Origin of the sequence: Pseudomonas sp. FSL R10-2189, assembly GCF_009600325.1 — a bacterium.
Classification (GTDB): Bacteria; Pseudomonadota; Gammaproteobacteria; order Pseudomonadales; family Pseudomonadaceae; genus Aquipseudomonas; species Aquipseudomonas helleri.
The window spans coordinates 1-16,561 of sequence record NZ_WIVZ01000033.1 but is presented as its reverse complement, the minus strand read 5'-3'; the positions used below and the strand labels follow the sequence as shown (position 1 = coordinate 16,561).

Below are 16,561 nucleotides of genomic sequence, written 5' to 3'. Positions count from 1 at the left end.
AGGATCGGGATATGGCGTTCGAAGCAATGTTTGAGCCGATTCAAATCGGCAAACTGACCATTCGCAACCGCGTGCTGAGCACTGCACACGCCGAGGTGTATGCCACGGACGGCGGCATGACCACAGCGCGCTACGTGCAGTACTACGAAGAAAAAGCCAAGGGCGGCATCGGCCTGGCGATTTGTGGCGGCTCATCCGTGGTGGCCATCGACAGCCCGCAGGAGTGGTGGAGTTCGGTCAACCTGAGCACCGACCGCATCATCCCGCATTTTCAAAACCTGGCCGACGCCATGCACAAGCACGGCGCCAAAATCATGATCCAGATTACCCACATGGGCCGTCGCTCGCGCTGGGACGGCTTTAACTGGCCGACCTTGATGTCGCCGTCCGGCGTGCGTGAGCCGGTGCACCGTGCCACCTGCAAAACCATCGAACCGGAAGAGATCTGGCGCATCATCGGCAACTACGCCAGCGCGGCGGGTCGGGCCAAAAAAGGCGGGCTCGATGGCGTGGAACTGTCGGCGGTGCACCAGCACATGATCGACCAGTTCTGGAGCCCACGGGTGAACAAGCGCACCGATGAATGGGGCGGCAGTTTTGAAAATCGCATGCGCTTCGGGCTGGAAGTGCTCAAGGCCGTGCGTGCCGAAGTGGGCCCGGATTTCTGCGTGGGCATCCGCCTGTGCGGCGACGAGTTTCACCCCGATGGCTTGAGCCACGAGGACATGAAACAAATCGCCAAGTACTACGACGACACCGGCATGCTCGACTTTATCGGCGTGGTCGGCTCGGGCTGTGACACCCACAACACCCTGGCCAACGTGATCCCGAACATGAGCTTCCCGCCGGAGCCGTTTTTGCACCTGGCGGCGGGCATCAAGGAAGTGGTCAAGGCGCCGGTGCTGCACGCGCAAAACATCAAAGACCCCAACCAGGCCACGCGGATTCTGGAGGGTGGCTACGTCGACATGGTGGGCATGACCCGCGCCCACATTGCCGACCCGCACCTGATCGCCAAAATCAAAATGGGCCAGGTCGACCAGATCAAACAATGCGTGGGCGCCAACTATTGCATCGACCGCCAGTACCAAGGGCTGGACGTGCTGTGCATTCAGAACGCTGCCACTTCCCGTGAATACATGGGCGTGCCGCACATCATCCAGAAAACCACCGGGCCCAAGCGCAAAGTGGTGGTGGTCGGCGCAGGCCCGGCCGGGATGGAAGCGGCACGGGTGGCAGCCGAGCGCGGACACGACGTGACCCTGTTCGAGAAAAACGAGGCCATTGGCGGGCAAATCAGCATCGCCGCCAAAGCCCCGCAACGTGACCAGATGGCCGGTATCACCCGTTGGTTCCAGCTGGAGCTGGCACGCTTGAACGTCGACCTGCGCCTGGGCACGGCGGCCGATGTTGCGACCATTCGCGACCTGCGCCCCGACATCGTGGTGCTGGCGGTGGGCGGGCATTCGTTTGTCGAGCAGAACGAACATTGGGGCGCCGCTGAGGGCTTGTCGGTGAGCAGCTGGGACGTGCTCGACGGCAAAGTGGCGCCGGGTAAAAACGTGCTGGTGTACGACACCATTTGCGAGTTCACCGGCATGTCCGTGGCCGACTTTATGGCCGACAAAGGCTCGCAGGTCGAGATCGTCACCGACGACACCAAGCCCGGCGTGGCGGTGGGCGGCACGTCGTTCCCGACCTACTACCGCAGCCTGTACCCCAAAGAAGTGATCATGACCGGCGACATGATGCTGGAGCGCGTGTACCGCGAAGGCGACAAGGTGATTGCCGTGCTGGAGAACGAATACACCGGCGCCAAGGAAGAACGCGTGGTGGACCAGGTGGTGATTGAAAACGGCGTGCGCCCGGACGAAGAGCTGTATTACGCGCTCAAGCCCGACTCGCGCAACAAGGGCCAGATCGACGTTGAAGCGCTGTACGCGATCCAGCCGCAACCGTGCCTGAGCGAAGCGGGTGATGGCTACTTGTTGTTCCGCCTCGGTGACTGCGTGGCGCAGCGCAACGTGCATGCCGCCATCTATGACGCCCTGCGGTTGTGCAAGGATTTCTAAGCAGCGCCCCATACCTCTGTAGGAGCGAGCTTGCCTCGCGATCTTTTGATCTTAGAAAAGATCGCGAGACAAGCTCGCTCCTACAGGGATCGTGTGAGACCCGGGAGCTTCATCATGTTGACTATCATCCTCCCCATCCTGTTATTCGCCTCCCTCGCGCTCGCCATTCTAGGCGCGGTGCGGCGCATGGCTATGTGGCGTCGTGGCCGTGCGTCGAAGGTCGATCTGCTCGGCGGGCTGCTGGCCATGCCGCGTCGCTACATGGTCGATTTGCACCACGTGGTGGCACGCGATAAATACATGGCCAACACCCACGTCGCCACCGCGGGCGGGTTTGTCCTGGCGGCGGTGCTGGCGATTGTGGTGCACGGCTTTGGCGTGCATAACCAGATCCTCGGGTACGCCTTGCTGTTCGCCACGGCGCTGATGTTTATCGGCGCGCTGTTTGTATTTAAACGCCGTCTCAACCCGCCGAGCCGTTTGTCCAAGGGCCCGTGGATGCGCCTGCCGAAAAGCCTGCTGGCGTTTTCTGCGAGCTTTTTTATCCTCACCTTGCCGGTCGCCGGGGTGCTGCCCGAAGGGTTTGGCGGCTGGTTTCTCGCAGCATTGCTGGCGGTGGGCGTGGCATGGGGCGTGTGTGAATTGTTTTTGGGCATGACCTGGGGCGGGCCCATGAAGCACGCCTTCGCCGGGGCGCTGCACCTGGCCTGGCACCGCCGCGCCGAGCGCTTCGGGGGCGGCCGTTCGACCGGCCTCAAAGCCCTCGACCTGACGGATCGCAGCGCGCCGTTGGGCGTAGAAAAACCCAAGGATTTCACCTGGAACCAACTGCTCGGTTTCGACGCTTGCGTGCAGTGCGGCAAGTGCGAAGCGGCGTGCCCTGCGTTTGCTGCAGGCCAACCGCTGAACCCGAAAAAACTTATTCAAGACATGGTCGTGGGCCTGGCCGGTGGCACCGATGCGCACTTCGCGGGCAGCCCGTACCCTGGCAAGCCGATTGGCGAACACGGCGGCAACCCGTATCAGCCGATCGTCAATGGTCTGGTCGATGCTGAAACCCTGTGGTCGTGCACCACCTGCCGCGCCTGTGTGGAAGAGTGCCCGATGATGATCGAGCACGTAGACGCCATCATCGACATGCGCCGCTTCCTCACCCTGGAAAAAGGCGCGACGCCGAACAATGGCGCGCAGGTGCTCGATAACCTGATCGCCACCGACAACCCCGGCGGTTTTGCACCCGGTGGGCGGATGAACTGGGCCGCTGATTTGAACCTCAACGTGATGCGCGACACGCCTTCGGTCGACGTGTTGTTTTGGGTCGGTGACGGCGCGTTCGACATGCGCAACCAGCGTACCTTGCGTGCCTTCGTCAAAGTGCTGAAAGCGGCCAAGGTCAGCTTTGCCGTGCTCGGTCTGGAGGAGCGCGACAGCGGCGACGTGGCCCGGCGTTTGGGCGATGAAGCGACGTTCCAGGCGCTGGCCAAACGCAACATCCAGACCCTGGCCCAGTACCGCTTCAAGCGCATCGTCACCTGCGATCCGCACAGTTTTCATGTGCTGAAAAACGAATACCCAGCCTTTGGTGGCGAGTACCTTGTGCAGCATCACAGCACTTACATGGCCGAGCTGCTGGCTGCCGGGCAATTGAACGTGAGCGCCGATACCGGCGGTAGCGTGACGTATCACGACCCGTGCTATTTGGGCCGCTACAACGGGGAATACGAGGCGCCGCGGGCGGTGCTGCGGGCGCTGGGCATTGAAGTCAAAGAGATGCAGCGCTCGGGCTTTCGCTCACGTTGCTGCGGCGGTGGCGGCGGCGCGCCGATTACCGACATCCCCGGCAAGCAGCGTATCCCCGACATGCGCATGGACGACATTCGCGAAACCGGCGCCGAGCGCGTGGCCGTGGGCTGCCCGCAGTGCACCGCCATGCTTGAAGGCGTGGTTGAGCCACGGCCGTTGATCAAAGACATTGCTGAACTGGTGGCCGATGCGCTGGTTGAACCCGCAGCGTCGGCCAAAACCACCCAGCGTGCCCCCGAAGAGGTGATCGCATGAGTGACATTATTCGCCGCGACCCGCGTGCCGAGTGGATCGCCCGTAACCGCTTGCACCCGTTGCACGCAGCCCTGCAGCCGTCGCAGCAAAGCTGGATGGGGCCTAACGGCGTCCTGCGCAAAAACGTCCACGGGGTGGGTTTTATCGGCCCCAACGGCATCAAGCGCATCGACCGCAGCGGCGTGCAGCAGGGCGGCGCGAGCAAGCGCACGGCCCGGGTTGAGGTGCAATTGCCGTTGCACCAAGTACCCGCCCCGGCGTTTTACATCGCCGTGGTGCCGGACATGGTCGGTGGCCGCTTGAGCAGCCATGACCGCGACATACTCGGGCTTGCCCATCAACTGGCGGGTGCCGACGGCGCGGTGCTGGCAGTGGTGTTCGGCGAGTCCAAGGAAACCGCGTTTGCCACGGCCGGTGTCGACCGCTTGTTACAACTCGACAGCCAGGGTTATGCACCGGAGCAACAAGTATTGAGCTTGCGGGCTGTGGATAACCAATTCACGCCCAAGCATTGGTTGCTGCCCGACAGCCGCTCGGGGGGCGGTGAGCTGGGGCGGCGTCTGGCGGCCAGCCTGGGCGAACGCCCGGCGACCCGCGTGTGGCAAATCAAGGACGGCCAATGCGTGGGCCGCGCCGGGGCCGGGCTTGAAGACGTGGCGCAAGCCGTGCCGCGCCTGATCCTCGCGGCCGCCGAATGCGCTGAGCCGGTGAGTGAAACCCGCCATGAGGCCCTGGCGGTGGAGTTATCCACAGCGGTGGTGCCGTGCTTGCCTCGCATCGAAGATGTGGGCGCGGTGGAGGTGGACCCGGCGGCGATTCCCATGGCCGAGGCGGAATTTATCCTCAGTGGTGGCAACGGCGTGAAGGACTGGACACTTTTCCACAAGACGGCTTCGGCCCTGGGCGCCACCGAAGGCGCATCGCGGGTGGCCGTAGACGACGGCTTTATGGGCCGCGAGCGCCAAGTGGGCGCCAGCGGTACGTGGGTCACGGCGCGGGTGTATGTGGCGGTCGGCATCAGCGGCGCGATCCAGCACCTGCAAGGTATTGGCGCGTGCGACAAAGTGGTGGCGATCAACCTCGACCCCGGCTGCGACATGATCAAGCGCGCTGACTTGTCGGTGATTGGCGATGGCACCGCGGTGCTGCAGGCGTTGATCGCGGCGGTTGAACAGTGGCGCCATGGCGCTAAGCGGGAAGTGGCTTAAAGGCGCCCTCACCCCAGCCCTCTCCCGGAGGGAGAGGGGGCACAAGGCATTGCATTGAGTTTGAATTCCCCTTGGTCAGTCCCCTCTCCCTCCGGGAGAGGGCTAGGGAGAGGGGCTTTTGATCTGGAGAGTTATGTATGAGCATCGACACTGTCGCACTGGTTTCAATCGGCGCTCACCCCGCTTCCGGGCGGGCCCGGCGTGCCGAGCACGATGCTCGCGCTGTTGAGCTGGGCCTGCAACTGGCTGGGGATAACCTGCATGTGCTGCACGCCGGTAACCCCCACGAGCCTGCGCTGCGCGCTTATCTGGGCATGGGCCTGGACGAATTGCATGTTCTTGAACAACCCGAGCATGCCGACGCGGTGCCGGTGCTGCGCGATTACTTGCGTGAGTCCGGGGTTCAGTTGGTGCTGACCGGCAGCCAGGCCGAAACCGGCGAAGGCTCGGGCATGCTCCCGTACCTGCTGGCCGAACAACTGGGCTGGCCGCTGCTGGTGGGCGTGGCGCAGATCGAATCTATCCACAACGGTGTGGCGACGGTGCTGCAAGCGCTGCCCCGTGGCCAGCGACGTCGGCTCAAGGTGCGCCTGCCGTTTATGGCCACTGTGGATAACGCCGCGCCTAAAGCCCGGCAGAGCGCCTACGGCCCGGCCACACGGGGGCAAATCGGCGCCCAGGAAGTCGAGGTGGTGGAGGACGAGTTATCCACACGGGGGCTTTTCCAGACCGCCAAGCCGCGCCCCAAGCGTTTGAAGGTGATCAAGGCCAAAAGCGGTGCTGACCGCATGAAGGCCGCCACAGCCAAGGCGGCCGGTGGTTCGGGGCAAGTGCTCAAAGGCGTGAGTGCCGAAGAGGGCGCGCAGGCGATTTTGAAGTTACTCATCGAAGAAGGCGTGGTGCGCTGAGTTGCCCACAAAGTCTGTTAGCGCTTATGTGGATAAGTTGTTTGCTATTGGCTAAGCGCCATACAGATCAAGGCTTTCAAGCATCTGATCAAAAAACAGCCAATTACCGTTGTTATCCACCGCGCAGCCGTTAAACCCTTGAGCAATGGCGCCTTTAAGGGGTTTTCCACAGTCGGGCAGGGCGGTGCATAAGTTGCACACATTCTCTGTTGGCGGTTATGTGGATAACGTGTTCGCGGTTAGCTACAGCCCATATAAACCGTAGCCTACACAGTTTTGGTCAAAAAATAGCCAATCGCCTTTTTAAGGATAACTTACCCACTTCCCCACAATTGCTGTGGGTGTGGCTGTGGATAAGATGTTGGTGAAGGGCTGCATGCCTTTGAACGCGTGGCCTGGGGCGTGTTGATCAAAAAATGAGCTGTGCACAGTAACACTTGGTCATAAACCCCCTTGGCGTACGCGCCGTGGGCTGCGTTAAAAAGAGCGCCTCAAGCCTGTGGAGTGACGCGTATGCCAATTTTGTTTCGTCCAGCGTTGCAAACGGATGCGCGCGACATCGCGCGCCTGTTTCAAATTTCATCGGAGGGGGGCGCCGATTACATCTGGAGCCTCATCGCACAACCGGGCGAGGCGCTGCTGGACGTGGGCGAGCGTCGCTATGCCCGCGAAGGGGTGAATTTCTCGTATGAGAACTGCCTGATTGCCGAGGCCGAAGGCCGCGTGATTGGCATGATGCACAGCTACGTGATGCGCGAAGACCCGAACCCTGAGCCGGTGACCGACCCGGTGCTGGCGCCGTACGCCGACATGGAGGTCCCCGACACGCTGTATATCTCCAGCCTGGCCTTGCATGAAGGGTGGCGCGGCCTGGGCCTGGGCCAAGAGTTTCTTAAGTACGCGCACCAGCGTTGTGATGAGTTGGGGCTCAAGGGCTTGAGCCTGATCGACTACGCTGCCAACACCGGCGCCCGCCGGTTCTATGAGCGTCATGGGTTTACGATTGTTAAAACCTGCACCGTCGTCCCGCACCCGATGATCGGGGTGACGGGCGAGGCGTATTTGATGTTTTTGGAGCGTAAGTCCCTGTAGGAGCGAGCTTGCTCGCGAGCTTTTAAAAATCAAAAGATCGCGAGCAAGCTCGCTCCTACAACGTTTTGTGTGATTACTGGGTGACGACGCCTTTGAGGTAGGCCGCTGGCGCTGCCCCCAGGTTGTTCAGCAGGCGGTCGCTGTACCAGTCGATAAAGTTGACCACACCAAACTCGTAGGTCTTGGAGTACGGCCCCGGCTGGTACGCCGTGGAGTTGATGCCGCGCTGGTTTTCTTCGGCCAGTCGACGGTCCTGGTTGTTGGTTTCGTCCCAGACTTTGCGCATGCGCTCCACGTCGTAGTCCACGCCTTCTACCGCATCTTTGTGCACCAGCCATTTGGTGGTGACGATGGTTTCTTGCGGGCCGATCGGCCACACGGTGAACACCAGAATGTGGTCACCCATGCAGTGGTTCCAGGAGTGCGGCAGGTGCAGGATGCGCATCGAGCCCAGGTCCGGGTTTTTGATCCGGCCCATGAGTTTTGCACAGCCTTGTTTGCCGTCCAGGGTCATCGATACGGTGCCTTTGAGCAGCGGCATGCGCACGATGCGGTTACGCAAACCGAAGCTGGCGTGGGCATAGGGGATTTTCTCGGCGTCCCAGGCTGCGGCAGAGGCGGCCACGTGGTCCTTGAAGGCCTGGTCGGCGCGCGGGTCGGTCACGTCGTCCCATTCCAGCAGGGTTTTTAGCAGCTCCGGGTGCGAGCCGCCGCAGTGGTAGCACTCGCGGTTGTTTTCAATCACCAGCTTCCAGTTGGCTTTTTCGACCAGGGTGGTCTGGATCGCCACCTTGGTGTTTTCCATGTCGTAGGGTTCCATGTAGTGGTTCAGCGTAGCCAGGAACTCGTCAATCGCCGGTGGGTTCTCGGCCATGCTGATAAAGATGTAGCCGCCTGCGGTTTTCACGTTGACCGGCTTGAGGCCGTACTGCTTCATGTCGAAATCGGCGCCCATCTCGGTGCCGGCAAACAGCAGGCGCCCGTCCAGCTCGTAGGTCCATTGGTGGTAGTGGCACACCAGCTTGGCGACTTTGCCTTTCTCGCTGGTACACAGCCGCGAGCCGCGATGGCGACACACGTTATGGAAGGCATGCACCTGGCCTTCTGCGCCACGGATCACGATGATCGGGTTCTTGCCCACTTGCAGGGTCAGGAAGTTGCCCTTGGCCGGGATCTCGCAGGTCATGCCCGCAATCAGCCATTCCTTTTGAAAGATTTCTTGCATGTCGATTTCGAACAGACGCTCGTCGTTATAAAACGGCTGCGGCAGCGAAAACGTCCGCTCGCGATTTTGCAACATCTCGGCGGTGGCCTTGCGTGCAGGTTCTAGTGGATCGCCCAGGCTCAGGGTTGCGGTGACGTCCATCGTTGTAGTCCTCATGGCCATTCGACGTGGCCTAAAAGTGGCTGATCAGGGGTGCGACACAAGGCAAAGCATTCACTGTTGTCAGTGGCGCTGAGTGTGCGTTCGAAGCGCCTGATCGCCATATCTGCGGGCGACATGGCCCAATCTGTTCCCGACGCTGCAGGGGCTGTTTTCAGCGGCTGGTCGCGATAAGTATGTGAATGTCGCGAATAGGTAAATGGCCGCCCAACGGCATGCGCAAAATCGCCAGCAAGAGGCCGACAGTCGGCCGTGGAGAAGCGTATGTCCAACAGCTTTCTGAATCCGGTTACCACTCAAACCTGGGCCAATGGGCGGCACATCGTGCGCTGCGTCAAAGTGATTCAGGAAACCTGGGATGTGCGCACGTTCTGCTTTATGGCGGACCAGCCGATTTTGTTCTTTTTCAAGCCGGGGCAGTTCGTGACCCTGGAACTGGAGATCGACGGCGATCCGGTGATGCGCTCGTACACCATCTCCAGCTCACCGTCGGTGCCGTACAGTTTTTCGGTGACGATCAAGCGCGTGCCGGGTGGGCGTGTGTCCAACTGGCTGCACGACACCCTGCAAGAAGGCCAGGAGCTGGCGGTGCATGGCCCGGTCGGGCTGTTTAACGCCATCGACGCGCCCAGCCCGAAGGTTTTGTACCTGAGCGGCGGCGTGGGCATCACCCCGGTGATGTCGATGGCGCGCTGGTTTTACGACACCAATGCCAATGTCGACATGGTGTTTATCCACAGCGCCCGTTCGCCCAAAGACATCATTTACCACCGCGAGCTGGAACACATGGCGTCGCGCATCGACAACTTCAGCCTGCACCTGATCTGCGAGAAACATGGTTTGGGTGAACCGTGGGCGGGGTATCGCGGTTATCTGAACCACAAAATGCTCGACCTGATGGCGCCCGACTTTATGGAGCGCGAAGTGTTTTGCTGCGGGCCGACGCCGTATATGAATGCGGTGAAACGCCTGCTGGAAAGCAACGGTTTTGACATGAGCCGTTACCACGAAGAGTCGTTTGGTGCGACGCCACCCGAAGTGCGGGCAGACGCCATCGAACAAGCCGAGCAAGCGGCCGATGCGCCGGAGCTGGACGTGGCTGACCTCAACCAGGTGGAATTCACCGCGTCAGGCAAGAGCATCCGCGTGGGCCCGGCCGAAACCGTGCACGCGGCAGCAGCCAAGCTTGGCCTGATGATCCCCAAAGCCTGCGGCATGGGCATTTGCGGCACCTGCAAAGTGCTCAAGTTGGGCGGCGAAGTTGAGATGGAACACAACGGCGGCATCACCGACGATGACGTGGCAGAAGGCTACATCTTGTCGTGTTGCAGCGTGCCCAAAGGCGACGTGCGTATCGAATTCTGAACCCTGTAGGAGCGAGCTTGCTCGCGATCTTTTGATCTTTTAAAAGCTCGCGAGCAAGCTCGCTCCTACAGGTTTAGCAGGGTTGCGGGAACAAAGGTTGCAAACCGCAGTCTTTAGGGCGCGTAAAGGCAGGTCTTCGCTAGCTTAGCGGTCGACTTTTCTTTATCGTACGCGCCCTCTGAAAACTGCTTGAGAACACCACCATGATTGAGTCATCCCTTAGCAAACTGGAACAACTGGTCAGCGACCTGGTTCAGCAAAAACAAGAACTGCTGGACGCCAACACTCAGCTGAACGCTGAACTGGCACAGGCCAAAGATGAAAACGAAAGCCTGCAACTGTCGCTGATGGAAGCTGAAGAGAAGCAAGGCGCTACCGCTGCACGCATTCAAGCCCTGGTTGAGCGCGCGAGCGTGAGCCCTGTCAACGCATGAGCGCGGACAGAGACGGTGTAAATGTCGTCTCGATTTTGGGGAACGACTACACGATCAAGGCACCGGAAGGCGAGAAACAAACGCTGCTGGCCGCCACGGTCATGTTGAAAGCTGCCCTGGCCGAAACGAAAAGAAAGTACCCGAGCTTGATCGGGGACAAATTGCTGGTTTTGGCCGCGTTGAATCTGTGCTCGCAACAGATTGAATTGCAACTGAGCCACAAACAGGAACTCGACCGTTATCAAGAGCAAGTCAGCGCCACGGTCGATGTGATTGAGCGAACCCTCGGGCAAGTCTGAGTCGGCGCGCATCACAGAGGCGGGCAAGGCAGGTAGCACCAGCACACGCTGCCTTGTCCGCTATTAACCTGAGCAGGCCTTGCTTATTTGGGTAGCCTGATCGACGTGAGCGGTTTCAAGAACGCTTCGAGTTGCTGCATTTCATCTTTAATAGCGTCGACGTTGTCGGAGGATAACGGGCCGTCAAAGTTAACCTTGCCCATATAGTGCTCTATCCGACGGGTAACGTTTGTCGCTTGCGTGTGGTAATCGTTTTTTAAAACGTTTAAGGATTCGGCCTCATTCAGCGCCTGGGTGACGGCGGTGTGATTATTTTGTAACCCGACCAGTACGGATTCACGATCTCGGCATTTCTGGATCTCAAGCCTTAATACGTTTCGGGCTTCGATCATTTTTAGATAGTTCAAATGCTCGGAAATATAGCTCACGTACTTTTTCAACAGAAGGAGTGCTTGTTTGAGTATTTCGACTTTTGACGCTGAAAAACTGACAGCGTTAATGGTTTCTTCGCTGGGGATCCAGTCCATCAGGTAATCGGCAATATTTTTATCGTCAATTAAATGAATGGCAGTGCTCAGGGTTTGTAAGTCAACGGTCAGCTGTTGTTGGCGTATCTTGCTATTTTCAAGCTCGGTGTTAATGTCCTCGGTCATCGAGTGCGGTACGCGCAAGTCCAGTTCAGACAATTTGATATCTTCGAGGTCATTTTGTGTGTTCTCCATGGCCAGGAGCAATTGGGCGATGACACGGTGCGATTCTTTTTGGCTGGTCAGGTAGTCGTATTCCAGGGCTGCGATCGATTGTTTTTTTTGTTCGTCGCCCAATGACGGGCTGTTTTCTATCTCCAGGATCATTGGCCGTAAGCGGATGTAATTTTTGTCGGTTAACCGTACGGCTATTTTTACTGTGTGAGTGAGCAGTGTCTCGTGGGCTGCATTAATTGCTTTATCCAGGCGCTGGACCTTTGAGCACAGGGCGCTGTTAAATGAAAGTTCCAGACGGCCTGCCAAGGCATTGATATTTTTTTTATTGTTCTTGATAAGCGCAATATTGATTAAGGGGAAGTCAGTCACAGTAAACATCCTTGCTTAAGTGTTTGATTGATTGGCGGTGTATAAAACATCCAGCAATGCGCTAACGGTCAGGTTGACTTCTTTCCAGGGCGCGATAGTGCGATCGATATTGGCCTGAAAAGAAATTAATGCCTGACCGGTTTTAATCAGCTTGAAGTCAGTCGCTGAGGTTTCGATATGGGCAATGATGGTTGCCCATACTGTTTTTAGCTTTTCGGTGGCTTCTGCCGCGCTACCCATGACGGTCTGCAACGTACGCAGAGACAGGCTGTGGTTGGTAACCAGCTTTGGAATACCTTCGGTGGCGAGGATCTCGCTTTCGAGTTGGGTGATCTCCCGGTTCAGTTTCCCCACGTGGTGTATGACGTCTATCAGCTCAGGGCTTAACGAAGCGGGGCCATTAAGAAAGTTTATGAAGAGGCTAAGTGGGTTGGCAGCGGACAGTCCGAACTTGCTAACGTCGAACGCCAAGAGTTTGGTCTTTTCGTTACTTTTTTGTTTGTGTGTTTCCCGTGCGTCGTTCAAGCGCAACATTAACCGATCGGCGTGTTCGGCGTGGGACACTTTACTCAATGTATTGATGCTGCGTGCGACAAGAGGAATCAAGTGTTGCTCAAGTTTATTATTAAACGAGGTGATCTCTTTGTGCAGGCTGTCGGTCTCACTGGATGCCTTTGCGATGCTTATTTTAAGGTCATCAAATGTACTGCCGAGTGTCTTATGGATTTTTTCGTCTACGGGGTCAAAGGTAATGGGCGGCAAATGTTTGATTGAGGTGCTCTCAAACTTTTCAATCTTTTCAACAATAGGCATTTGGGAAATGGTGTCAGACAGGCGGGTGATGAAGGTGGTCAGGTTATGTGAGAACACTTTCAGGCGCTCACCCGAGGTAAACAGCCCTGTCTCTATATCGGGCCAGAGCAGCGCGTGACGGTGAATGCTCTCATGAATGGTTAACAGCTCAAGAGTGCTAAATTCGGCTGTTTCAAGTTTGCCAAGTTGTTCATGTATGTCTGGCAGGGTTTTAGGCAGTTTTTTAGCGGTGCGAACATACTCTTTAATGAGCTTCATGTCTTCGGCTGTTAAGAATAATCGCGCCTCCGGACTGTTGAGTGCTTCGAAGAAGGGTGGGGGTTCATTAATGGCGGTTTTATTAATACGCTCGCGGTTTATAAATTCAATGCCGGGTGTCATTTGTTTCATGGTGTTAACCTTTTATCAGTCAGTTATGTGGTGACCCTCAAGCAGGGGGTTGCATGGCCTTAGTCAAACGCTATTTGAGTGTATTAGCCATAAGTGGAAGTCGTTTGTAGAGGTAAGAATACTGACTTGTTTTACTATTGTTCAGGCGTTGAAGATGTAGGTTTTGTGGGTGCAAGTTAGATTAATTGAAATAATTTACAGAAAAAAAAGGGAGCATAAGTAGCTCCCTTAGTGGTTTAAAACTGGACGTCGCGTGATGTTTAGTGAGCCGCCATCACTTCTCGAATATCCGCTGCCAATTCCCGTACCCGTGCTTCCTCGGTGTCCCACGAGCACATGAAGCGAGCGCCGCCTTTGCCAATGAAGGTGTAGAAGCGCCAGCCCTTGGCGGTCAAGGCGGCCACCGCGGGCTCCGACAGTTGCAAGAACACGCCGTTGGCCTGTACCGGGAACATCAGTTCCACGCCTGGAATGTCGCTGACCAGTTGGCTGAGCAGTTGCGCGCAATGGTTGGCGTGGCGTGAGTGTTTGAGCCAGGCCTGGTTTTCCAGCAAGCCCACCCACGGCGCTGACAAAAAGCGCATTTTCGACGCCAGTTGCCCGGCCTGTTTGCAGCGGTAGTCAAAGTCCACCGCCAGGTCGTGGTTGAAGAACAAAATCGCCTCGCCCACCGCCATGCCGTTTTTCGTCCCGCCAAAGCACAGCACGTCTACCCCGGCTTTCCAGCTCAGGTCGGCCGGCGAGCAGTTCAAAAACGCACAGGCATTGGAGAAACGCGCGCCGTCCATGTGTAGCAGCAAGCCCAGCTCTTTACAGGTGGCGCTGATGGCGCGGATTTCTTCAGGGGTGTACACCGTGCCCACTTCGGTGGCCTGGGTGATGGTCACTACGCGGGGTTTTGGGTAGTGAATGTCTTTGCGCTTGAGGGCGATCTCGCGGATCGACTCCGGGGAGATCTTGCCGTTTTCCGTGCGGGCCAGCAGCAGTTTGGAGCCGTTGGAGAAGAACTCCGGGGCGCCGCATTCGTCGGTTTCGACGTGGGCGGTTTCGGAGCAGATCACGCTGTGAAAGCTCTGGCACAACGACGACAACGCCAGCGAGTTGGCCGCCGTACCGTTGAAGGCAAAGAACACTTCGCTGTCGGTTTCAAACAAGGTGCGGAAGTCGTTGGCCGCACGCAGGGTCCACTCGTCATCGCCGTAAGAGCGTTGATGGCCGTGGTTGGCTTTTTCCATGGCAGACCAGACTTCGGGGCAGATACCGGAGTAGTTGTCGCTGGCGAATTGTTGGCTCTTATCAGTCATTTCCCGGTTCCGTGTCGAAGGGTGTGCTGCACTTTATCCAAGAACGCGGCAGGTGCACAGACACACATATCCTGTAGGAGCGAGCTTGCCTCGCGAGCTTTTAAACAATCAAAAGATCGCGAGGCAAGCTCGCTCCTACCGATTATGGTTTTGCGTGATGTCGTAAACGCGCCATTGCGTGGCGCGCGCAGGCATTTGATCGGCCTGTACCGGCTCTACCATCTGGCTCAAAGGGCATAAGCCTCACCGAGACGAATGGCGCGCTGGCGCTGGGAGAACGCAATGTTCAGCAAACAGGATCAGATTCAGGGTTACGACGATGCCTTGATGGCGGCGATCAACGCTGAGGAGCAGCGTCAGGAAGATCACATCGAGCTGATTGCCTCCGAGAACTACACCAGCCAGCGGGTCATGCAAGCGCAGGGCAGCGGCCTGACCAACAAGTACGCCGAAGGCTACCCCGGCAAGCGCTATTACGGCGGTTGCGAGCATGTGGATAAAGTCGAGCAATTGGCCATCGACCGCGCCAAGCAGCTGTTCGGCGCCGACTACGCCAACGTGCAGCCGCACTCGGGCAGCCAGGCTAACGCTGCGGTGTACCTGGCGTTGCTCAATGCCGGTGACACCGTGCTGGGCATGAGCCTGGCCCATGGCGGCCATTTGACCCACGGCGCCAGCGTGAGTTTTTCGGGCAAGTTGTACAACGCCGTGCAGTACGGCATCGACACGGCCACCGGGCTGATTGACTACGACGAAGTGGAACGTTTAGCGGTCGAACATCAGCCAAAGATGATCATTGCAGGGTTCTCGGCCTACTCCAAAACGCTAGATTTCGCACGCTTTCGCGAAATCGCTGACAAGGTCGGTGCGTACTTTTTTGTCGACATGGCCCACGTGGCCGGGCTGGTTGCAGCGGGCATGTACCCGAACCCGCTGCCCTACGCCGACGTGGTGACCACCACCACCCACAAAACCCTGCGCGGGCCACGTGGCGGGCTGATTTTGGCCAAGAGCAACGAAGCGCTGGAAAAGAAATTCAACTCGGCGGTGTTCCCCGGCGGTCAGGGCGGCCCGTTGATGCATGTGATTGCCGCCAAGGCGGTGTGCTTTAAAGAGGCACTGGAGCCGGGCTTCAAAACCTATCAGCAGCAGGTGATCGACAACGCCCAGGCCATGGCCGAGGTGTTTATCAAACGCGGCTACGACGTGGTCTCGGGCGGCACCGATAACCACCTGTTTTTGGTCAGCCTGATCCGTCAGGGCCTGACCGGCAAAGACGCCGACGCCGCCTTGGGCCGTGCGCATATCACCGTCAACAAAAACGCCGTGCCGAACGACCCGCAATCGCCGTTTGTGACCTCGGGCCTGCGCATCGGCACCCCGGCGGTGACATCCCGTGGCTTTAAGGTGGCGCAGTGCACGGAGTTGGCGGGCTGGATTTGCGACATCCTCGATCACCTCGGTGACCCCGATATCGAGGCCGATGTGGCGCGTCAGGTGACGTCGCTGTGCAAAGACTTCCCGGTTTATCGCTGAGCGCGTTTTTGGAGTAAGCCCTATGCAACGGTATTCAGGTTTCGGCCTTCTTAAGCACTCGTTCAGCCACCACGAAAACTGGCAAAAAATGTGGCGCACGCCGACCCCCAAAAAGGTCTATGACGTGGTCATCGTCGGCGGCGGCGGGCATGGTCTGGCCACCGCGTATTACCTGGCCAAAGAGCACGGCATCACCAACGTGGCCGTGGTCGAAAAAGGCTGGCTGGGCGGCGGCAACACGGCGCGAAACACTACCATCGTGCGTTCCAACTATTTGTGGGACGAGTCGGCGCACCTGTACGAACACGCCATGAAATTGTGGGAAGGCTTGTCCCAGGACCTCAACTACAACGTCATGTTCTCGCAGCGCGGCGTTTACAACCTGTGCCACACCCTGCAAGACATGCGCGATTCGGAACGCCGGGTCAGCGCCAACCGCCTCAATGGCGTGGACGGCGAACTGCTTAACGGCAAGCAAGTGGCGGACGAGATTCCGTACCTCGATTGCTCAAAAAATACCCGCTATCCGATCATCGGCGCCACCGTGCAACGGCGCGGCGGCGTGGCCCGGCATGACGCCGCGCCGTTGCACGGTGGCGCCGATGATCGGATAGCGGGTATTTTT

Annotated in this window: 14 protein-coding genes; 10 read left to right on the top strand and 4 right to left on the bottom strand. The window is 58.4% G+C overall.

Annotation, left to right across the window (positions count from 1 at the left end; all coding sequences use genetic code 11):
* Positions 1-11: 11 nt before the first annotated feature.
* From dgcA to GHO32_RS20345, 5 genes are all read left to right on the top strand, one after another.
* On the top strand, positions 12-2,072 hold the full coding sequence (gene dgcA / locus GHO32_RS20365) for a dimethylglycine demethylation protein DgcA (protein WP_153335142.1): 2,061 nt from the start codon (positions 12-14) through the stop codon (positions 2,070-2,072).
* Between the two features lie 114 nt (positions 2,073-2,186).
* Positions 2,187-4,130: a dimethylglycine demethylation protein DgcB gene (dgcB, locus tag GHO32_RS20360; protein ID WP_153335143.1), complete on the top strand. Its 1,944-nt coding sequence runs from the start codon at positions 2,187-2,189 to the stop codon at positions 4,128-4,130.
* Positions 4,127-5,338 carry an electron transfer flavoprotein subunit alpha/FixB family protein gene (locus GHO32_RS20355; protein ID WP_153338149.1) on the top strand — a complete coding sequence of 404 codons (1,212 nt, stop codon included), beginning with the start codon at positions 4,127-4,129 and terminating at the stop codon, positions 5,336-5,338. Before dgcB ends, GHO32_RS20355 begins: the two co-directional genes overlap by 4 nt.
* Positions 5,339-5,475: 137 nt before the next feature.
* Positions 5,476-6,246: an electron transfer flavoprotein subunit beta gene (locus GHO32_RS20350; protein WP_123750858.1), complete on the top strand. Its 771-nt coding sequence runs from the start codon at positions 5,476-5,478 to the stop codon at positions 6,244-6,246.
* 513 nt (positions 6,247-6,759) lie between these two features.
* The gene (locus tag GHO32_RS20345; RefSeq protein WP_153336555.1) at positions 6,760-7,338 is read left to right on the top strand and encodes a GNAT family N-acetyltransferase; all 579 of its coding nucleotides are present in this window, start codon (positions 6,760-6,762) and stop codon (positions 7,336-7,338) included.
* Positions 7,339-7,411: 73 nt separating this feature from the next.
* Here the strand turns inward: GHO32_RS20345 and gbcA are convergent, their stop codons facing one another.
* On the bottom strand, positions 7,412-8,704 hold the full coding sequence (gbcA, locus tag GHO32_RS20340) for a glycine-betaine demethylase subunit GbcA (protein WP_048372345.1): 1,293 nt from the start codon (positions 8,702-8,704) through the stop codon (positions 7,412-7,414).
* Between the two features lie 282 nt (positions 8,705-8,986).
* Here gbcA and gbcB point away from each other — a divergent pair, with 282 nt between their 5' ends.
* The 3 genes from gbcB to GHO32_RS20325 all read left to right on the top strand — a co-directional run bounded on the left by gbcB (position 8,987) and on the right by GHO32_RS20325 (position 10,820).
* Positions 8,987-10,087 carry a glycine-betaine demethylase subunit GbcB gene (gene gbcB / locus GHO32_RS20335; RefSeq protein WP_048372343.1) on the top strand — a complete coding sequence of 367 codons (1,101 nt, stop codon included), beginning with the start codon at positions 8,987-8,989 and terminating at the stop codon, positions 10,085-10,087.
* 203 nt (positions 10,088-10,290) lie between these two features.
* Complete coding sequence (locus tag GHO32_RS20330) at positions 10,291-10,521, top strand: hypothetical protein (RefSeq protein WP_048372341.1); 231 nt, start codon at positions 10,291-10,293, stop codon at positions 10,519-10,521.
* Positions 10,518-10,820, top strand: a complete 303-nt coding sequence (locus tag GHO32_RS20325) for a cell division protein ZapA (RefSeq protein WP_048372339.1) — start codon at positions 10,518-10,520, stop codon at positions 10,818-10,820. Before GHO32_RS20330 ends, GHO32_RS20325 begins: the two co-directional genes overlap by 4 nt.
* 83 nt (positions 10,821-10,903) lie before the next feature.
* Here the strand turns inward: GHO32_RS20325 and GHO32_RS27245 are convergent, their stop codons facing one another.
* The 3 genes from GHO32_RS27245 to GHO32_RS20310 form a co-directional block, all read right to left on the bottom strand.
* A complete protein-coding gene (locus GHO32_RS27245; protein WP_178113916.1) occupies positions 10,904-11,893 on the bottom strand; it encodes an alpha-xenorhabdolysin family binary toxin subunit B in 990 nt (329 codons plus the stop codon).
* Between the two features lie 15 nt (positions 11,894-11,908).
* Positions 11,909-13,096 (bottom strand): alpha-xenorhabdolysin family binary toxin subunit A, encoded by a 1,188-nt coding sequence (locus GHO32_RS20315; RefSeq protein ID WP_153336557.1) that lies wholly within the window; start codon positions 13,094-13,096, stop codon positions 11,909-11,911.
* Between the two features lie 260 nt (positions 13,097-13,356).
* Complete coding sequence (locus tag GHO32_RS20310; RefSeq protein ID WP_153336558.1) at positions 13,357-14,400, bottom strand: low specificity L-threonine aldolase; 1,044 nt, start codon at positions 14,398-14,400, stop codon at positions 13,357-13,359.
* Between the two features lie 282 nt (positions 14,401-14,682).
* Here GHO32_RS20310 and glyA point away from each other — a divergent pair, with 282 nt between their 5' ends.
* Positions 14,683-15,936, top strand: a complete 1,254-nt coding sequence (gene glyA / locus GHO32_RS20305) for a serine hydroxymethyltransferase (protein ID WP_153336559.1) — start codon at positions 14,683-14,685, stop codon at positions 15,934-15,936.
* Positions 15,937-15,958: 22 nt separating this feature from the next.
* A partial coding sequence (locus GHO32_RS20300; protein WP_153442977.1) for an FAD-dependent oxidoreductase occupies positions 15,959-16,561 on the top strand: 603 nt, incomplete at its 3' end.

Excerpts from the sequence above, each read along its gene's own strand:
- GHO32_RS20345 (WP_153336555.1), top strand. The coding sequence starts at position 6,760 with ATGCCAATTTTGTTTCGTCCAGCGTTGCAAACGGATGCGCGCGACATC.
- gbcA (WP_048372345.1), bottom strand. The coding sequence starts at position 8,704 with ATGGACGTCACCGCAACCCTGAGCCTGGGCGATCCACTAGAACCTGCA.
- dgcA (WP_153335142.1), top strand. The coding sequence starts at position 12 with ATGGCGTTCGAAGCAATGTTTGAGCCGATTCAAATCGGCAAACTGACC.
- dgcB (WP_153335143.1), top strand. The coding sequence starts at position 2,187 with ATGTTGACTATCATCCTCCCCATCCTGTTATTCGCCTCCCTCGCGCTC.
- GHO32_RS20350 (WP_123750858.1), top strand. The coding sequence starts at position 5,476 with ATGAGCATCGACACTGTCGCACTGGTTTCAATCGGCGCTCACCCCGCT.
- GHO32_RS20315 (WP_153336557.1), bottom strand. The coding sequence starts at position 13,096 with ATGAAACAAATGACACCCGGCATTGAATTTATAAACCGCGAGCGTATT.
- glyA (WP_153336559.1), top strand. The coding sequence starts at position 14,683 with ATGTTCAGCAAACAGGATCAGATTCAGGGTTACGACGATGCCTTGATG.
- GHO32_RS20325 (WP_048372339.1), top strand. The coding sequence starts at position 10,518 with ATGAGCGCGGACAGAGACGGTGTAAATGTCGTCTCGATTTTGGGGAAC.
- GHO32_RS20330 (WP_048372341.1), top strand. The coding sequence starts at position 10,291 with ATGATTGAGTCATCCCTTAGCAAACTGGAACAACTGGTCAGCGACCTG.
- GHO32_RS20355 (WP_153338149.1), top strand. The coding sequence starts at position 4,127 with ATGAGTGACATTATTCGCCGCGACCCGCGTGCCGAGTGGATCGCCCGT.
- GHO32_RS20310 (WP_153336558.1), bottom strand. The coding sequence starts at position 14,400 with ATGACTGATAAGAGCCAACAATTCGCCAGCGACAACTACTCCGGTATC.
- gbcB (WP_048372343.1), top strand. The coding sequence starts at position 8,987 with ATGTCCAACAGCTTTCTGAATCCGGTTACCACTCAAACCTGGGCCAAT.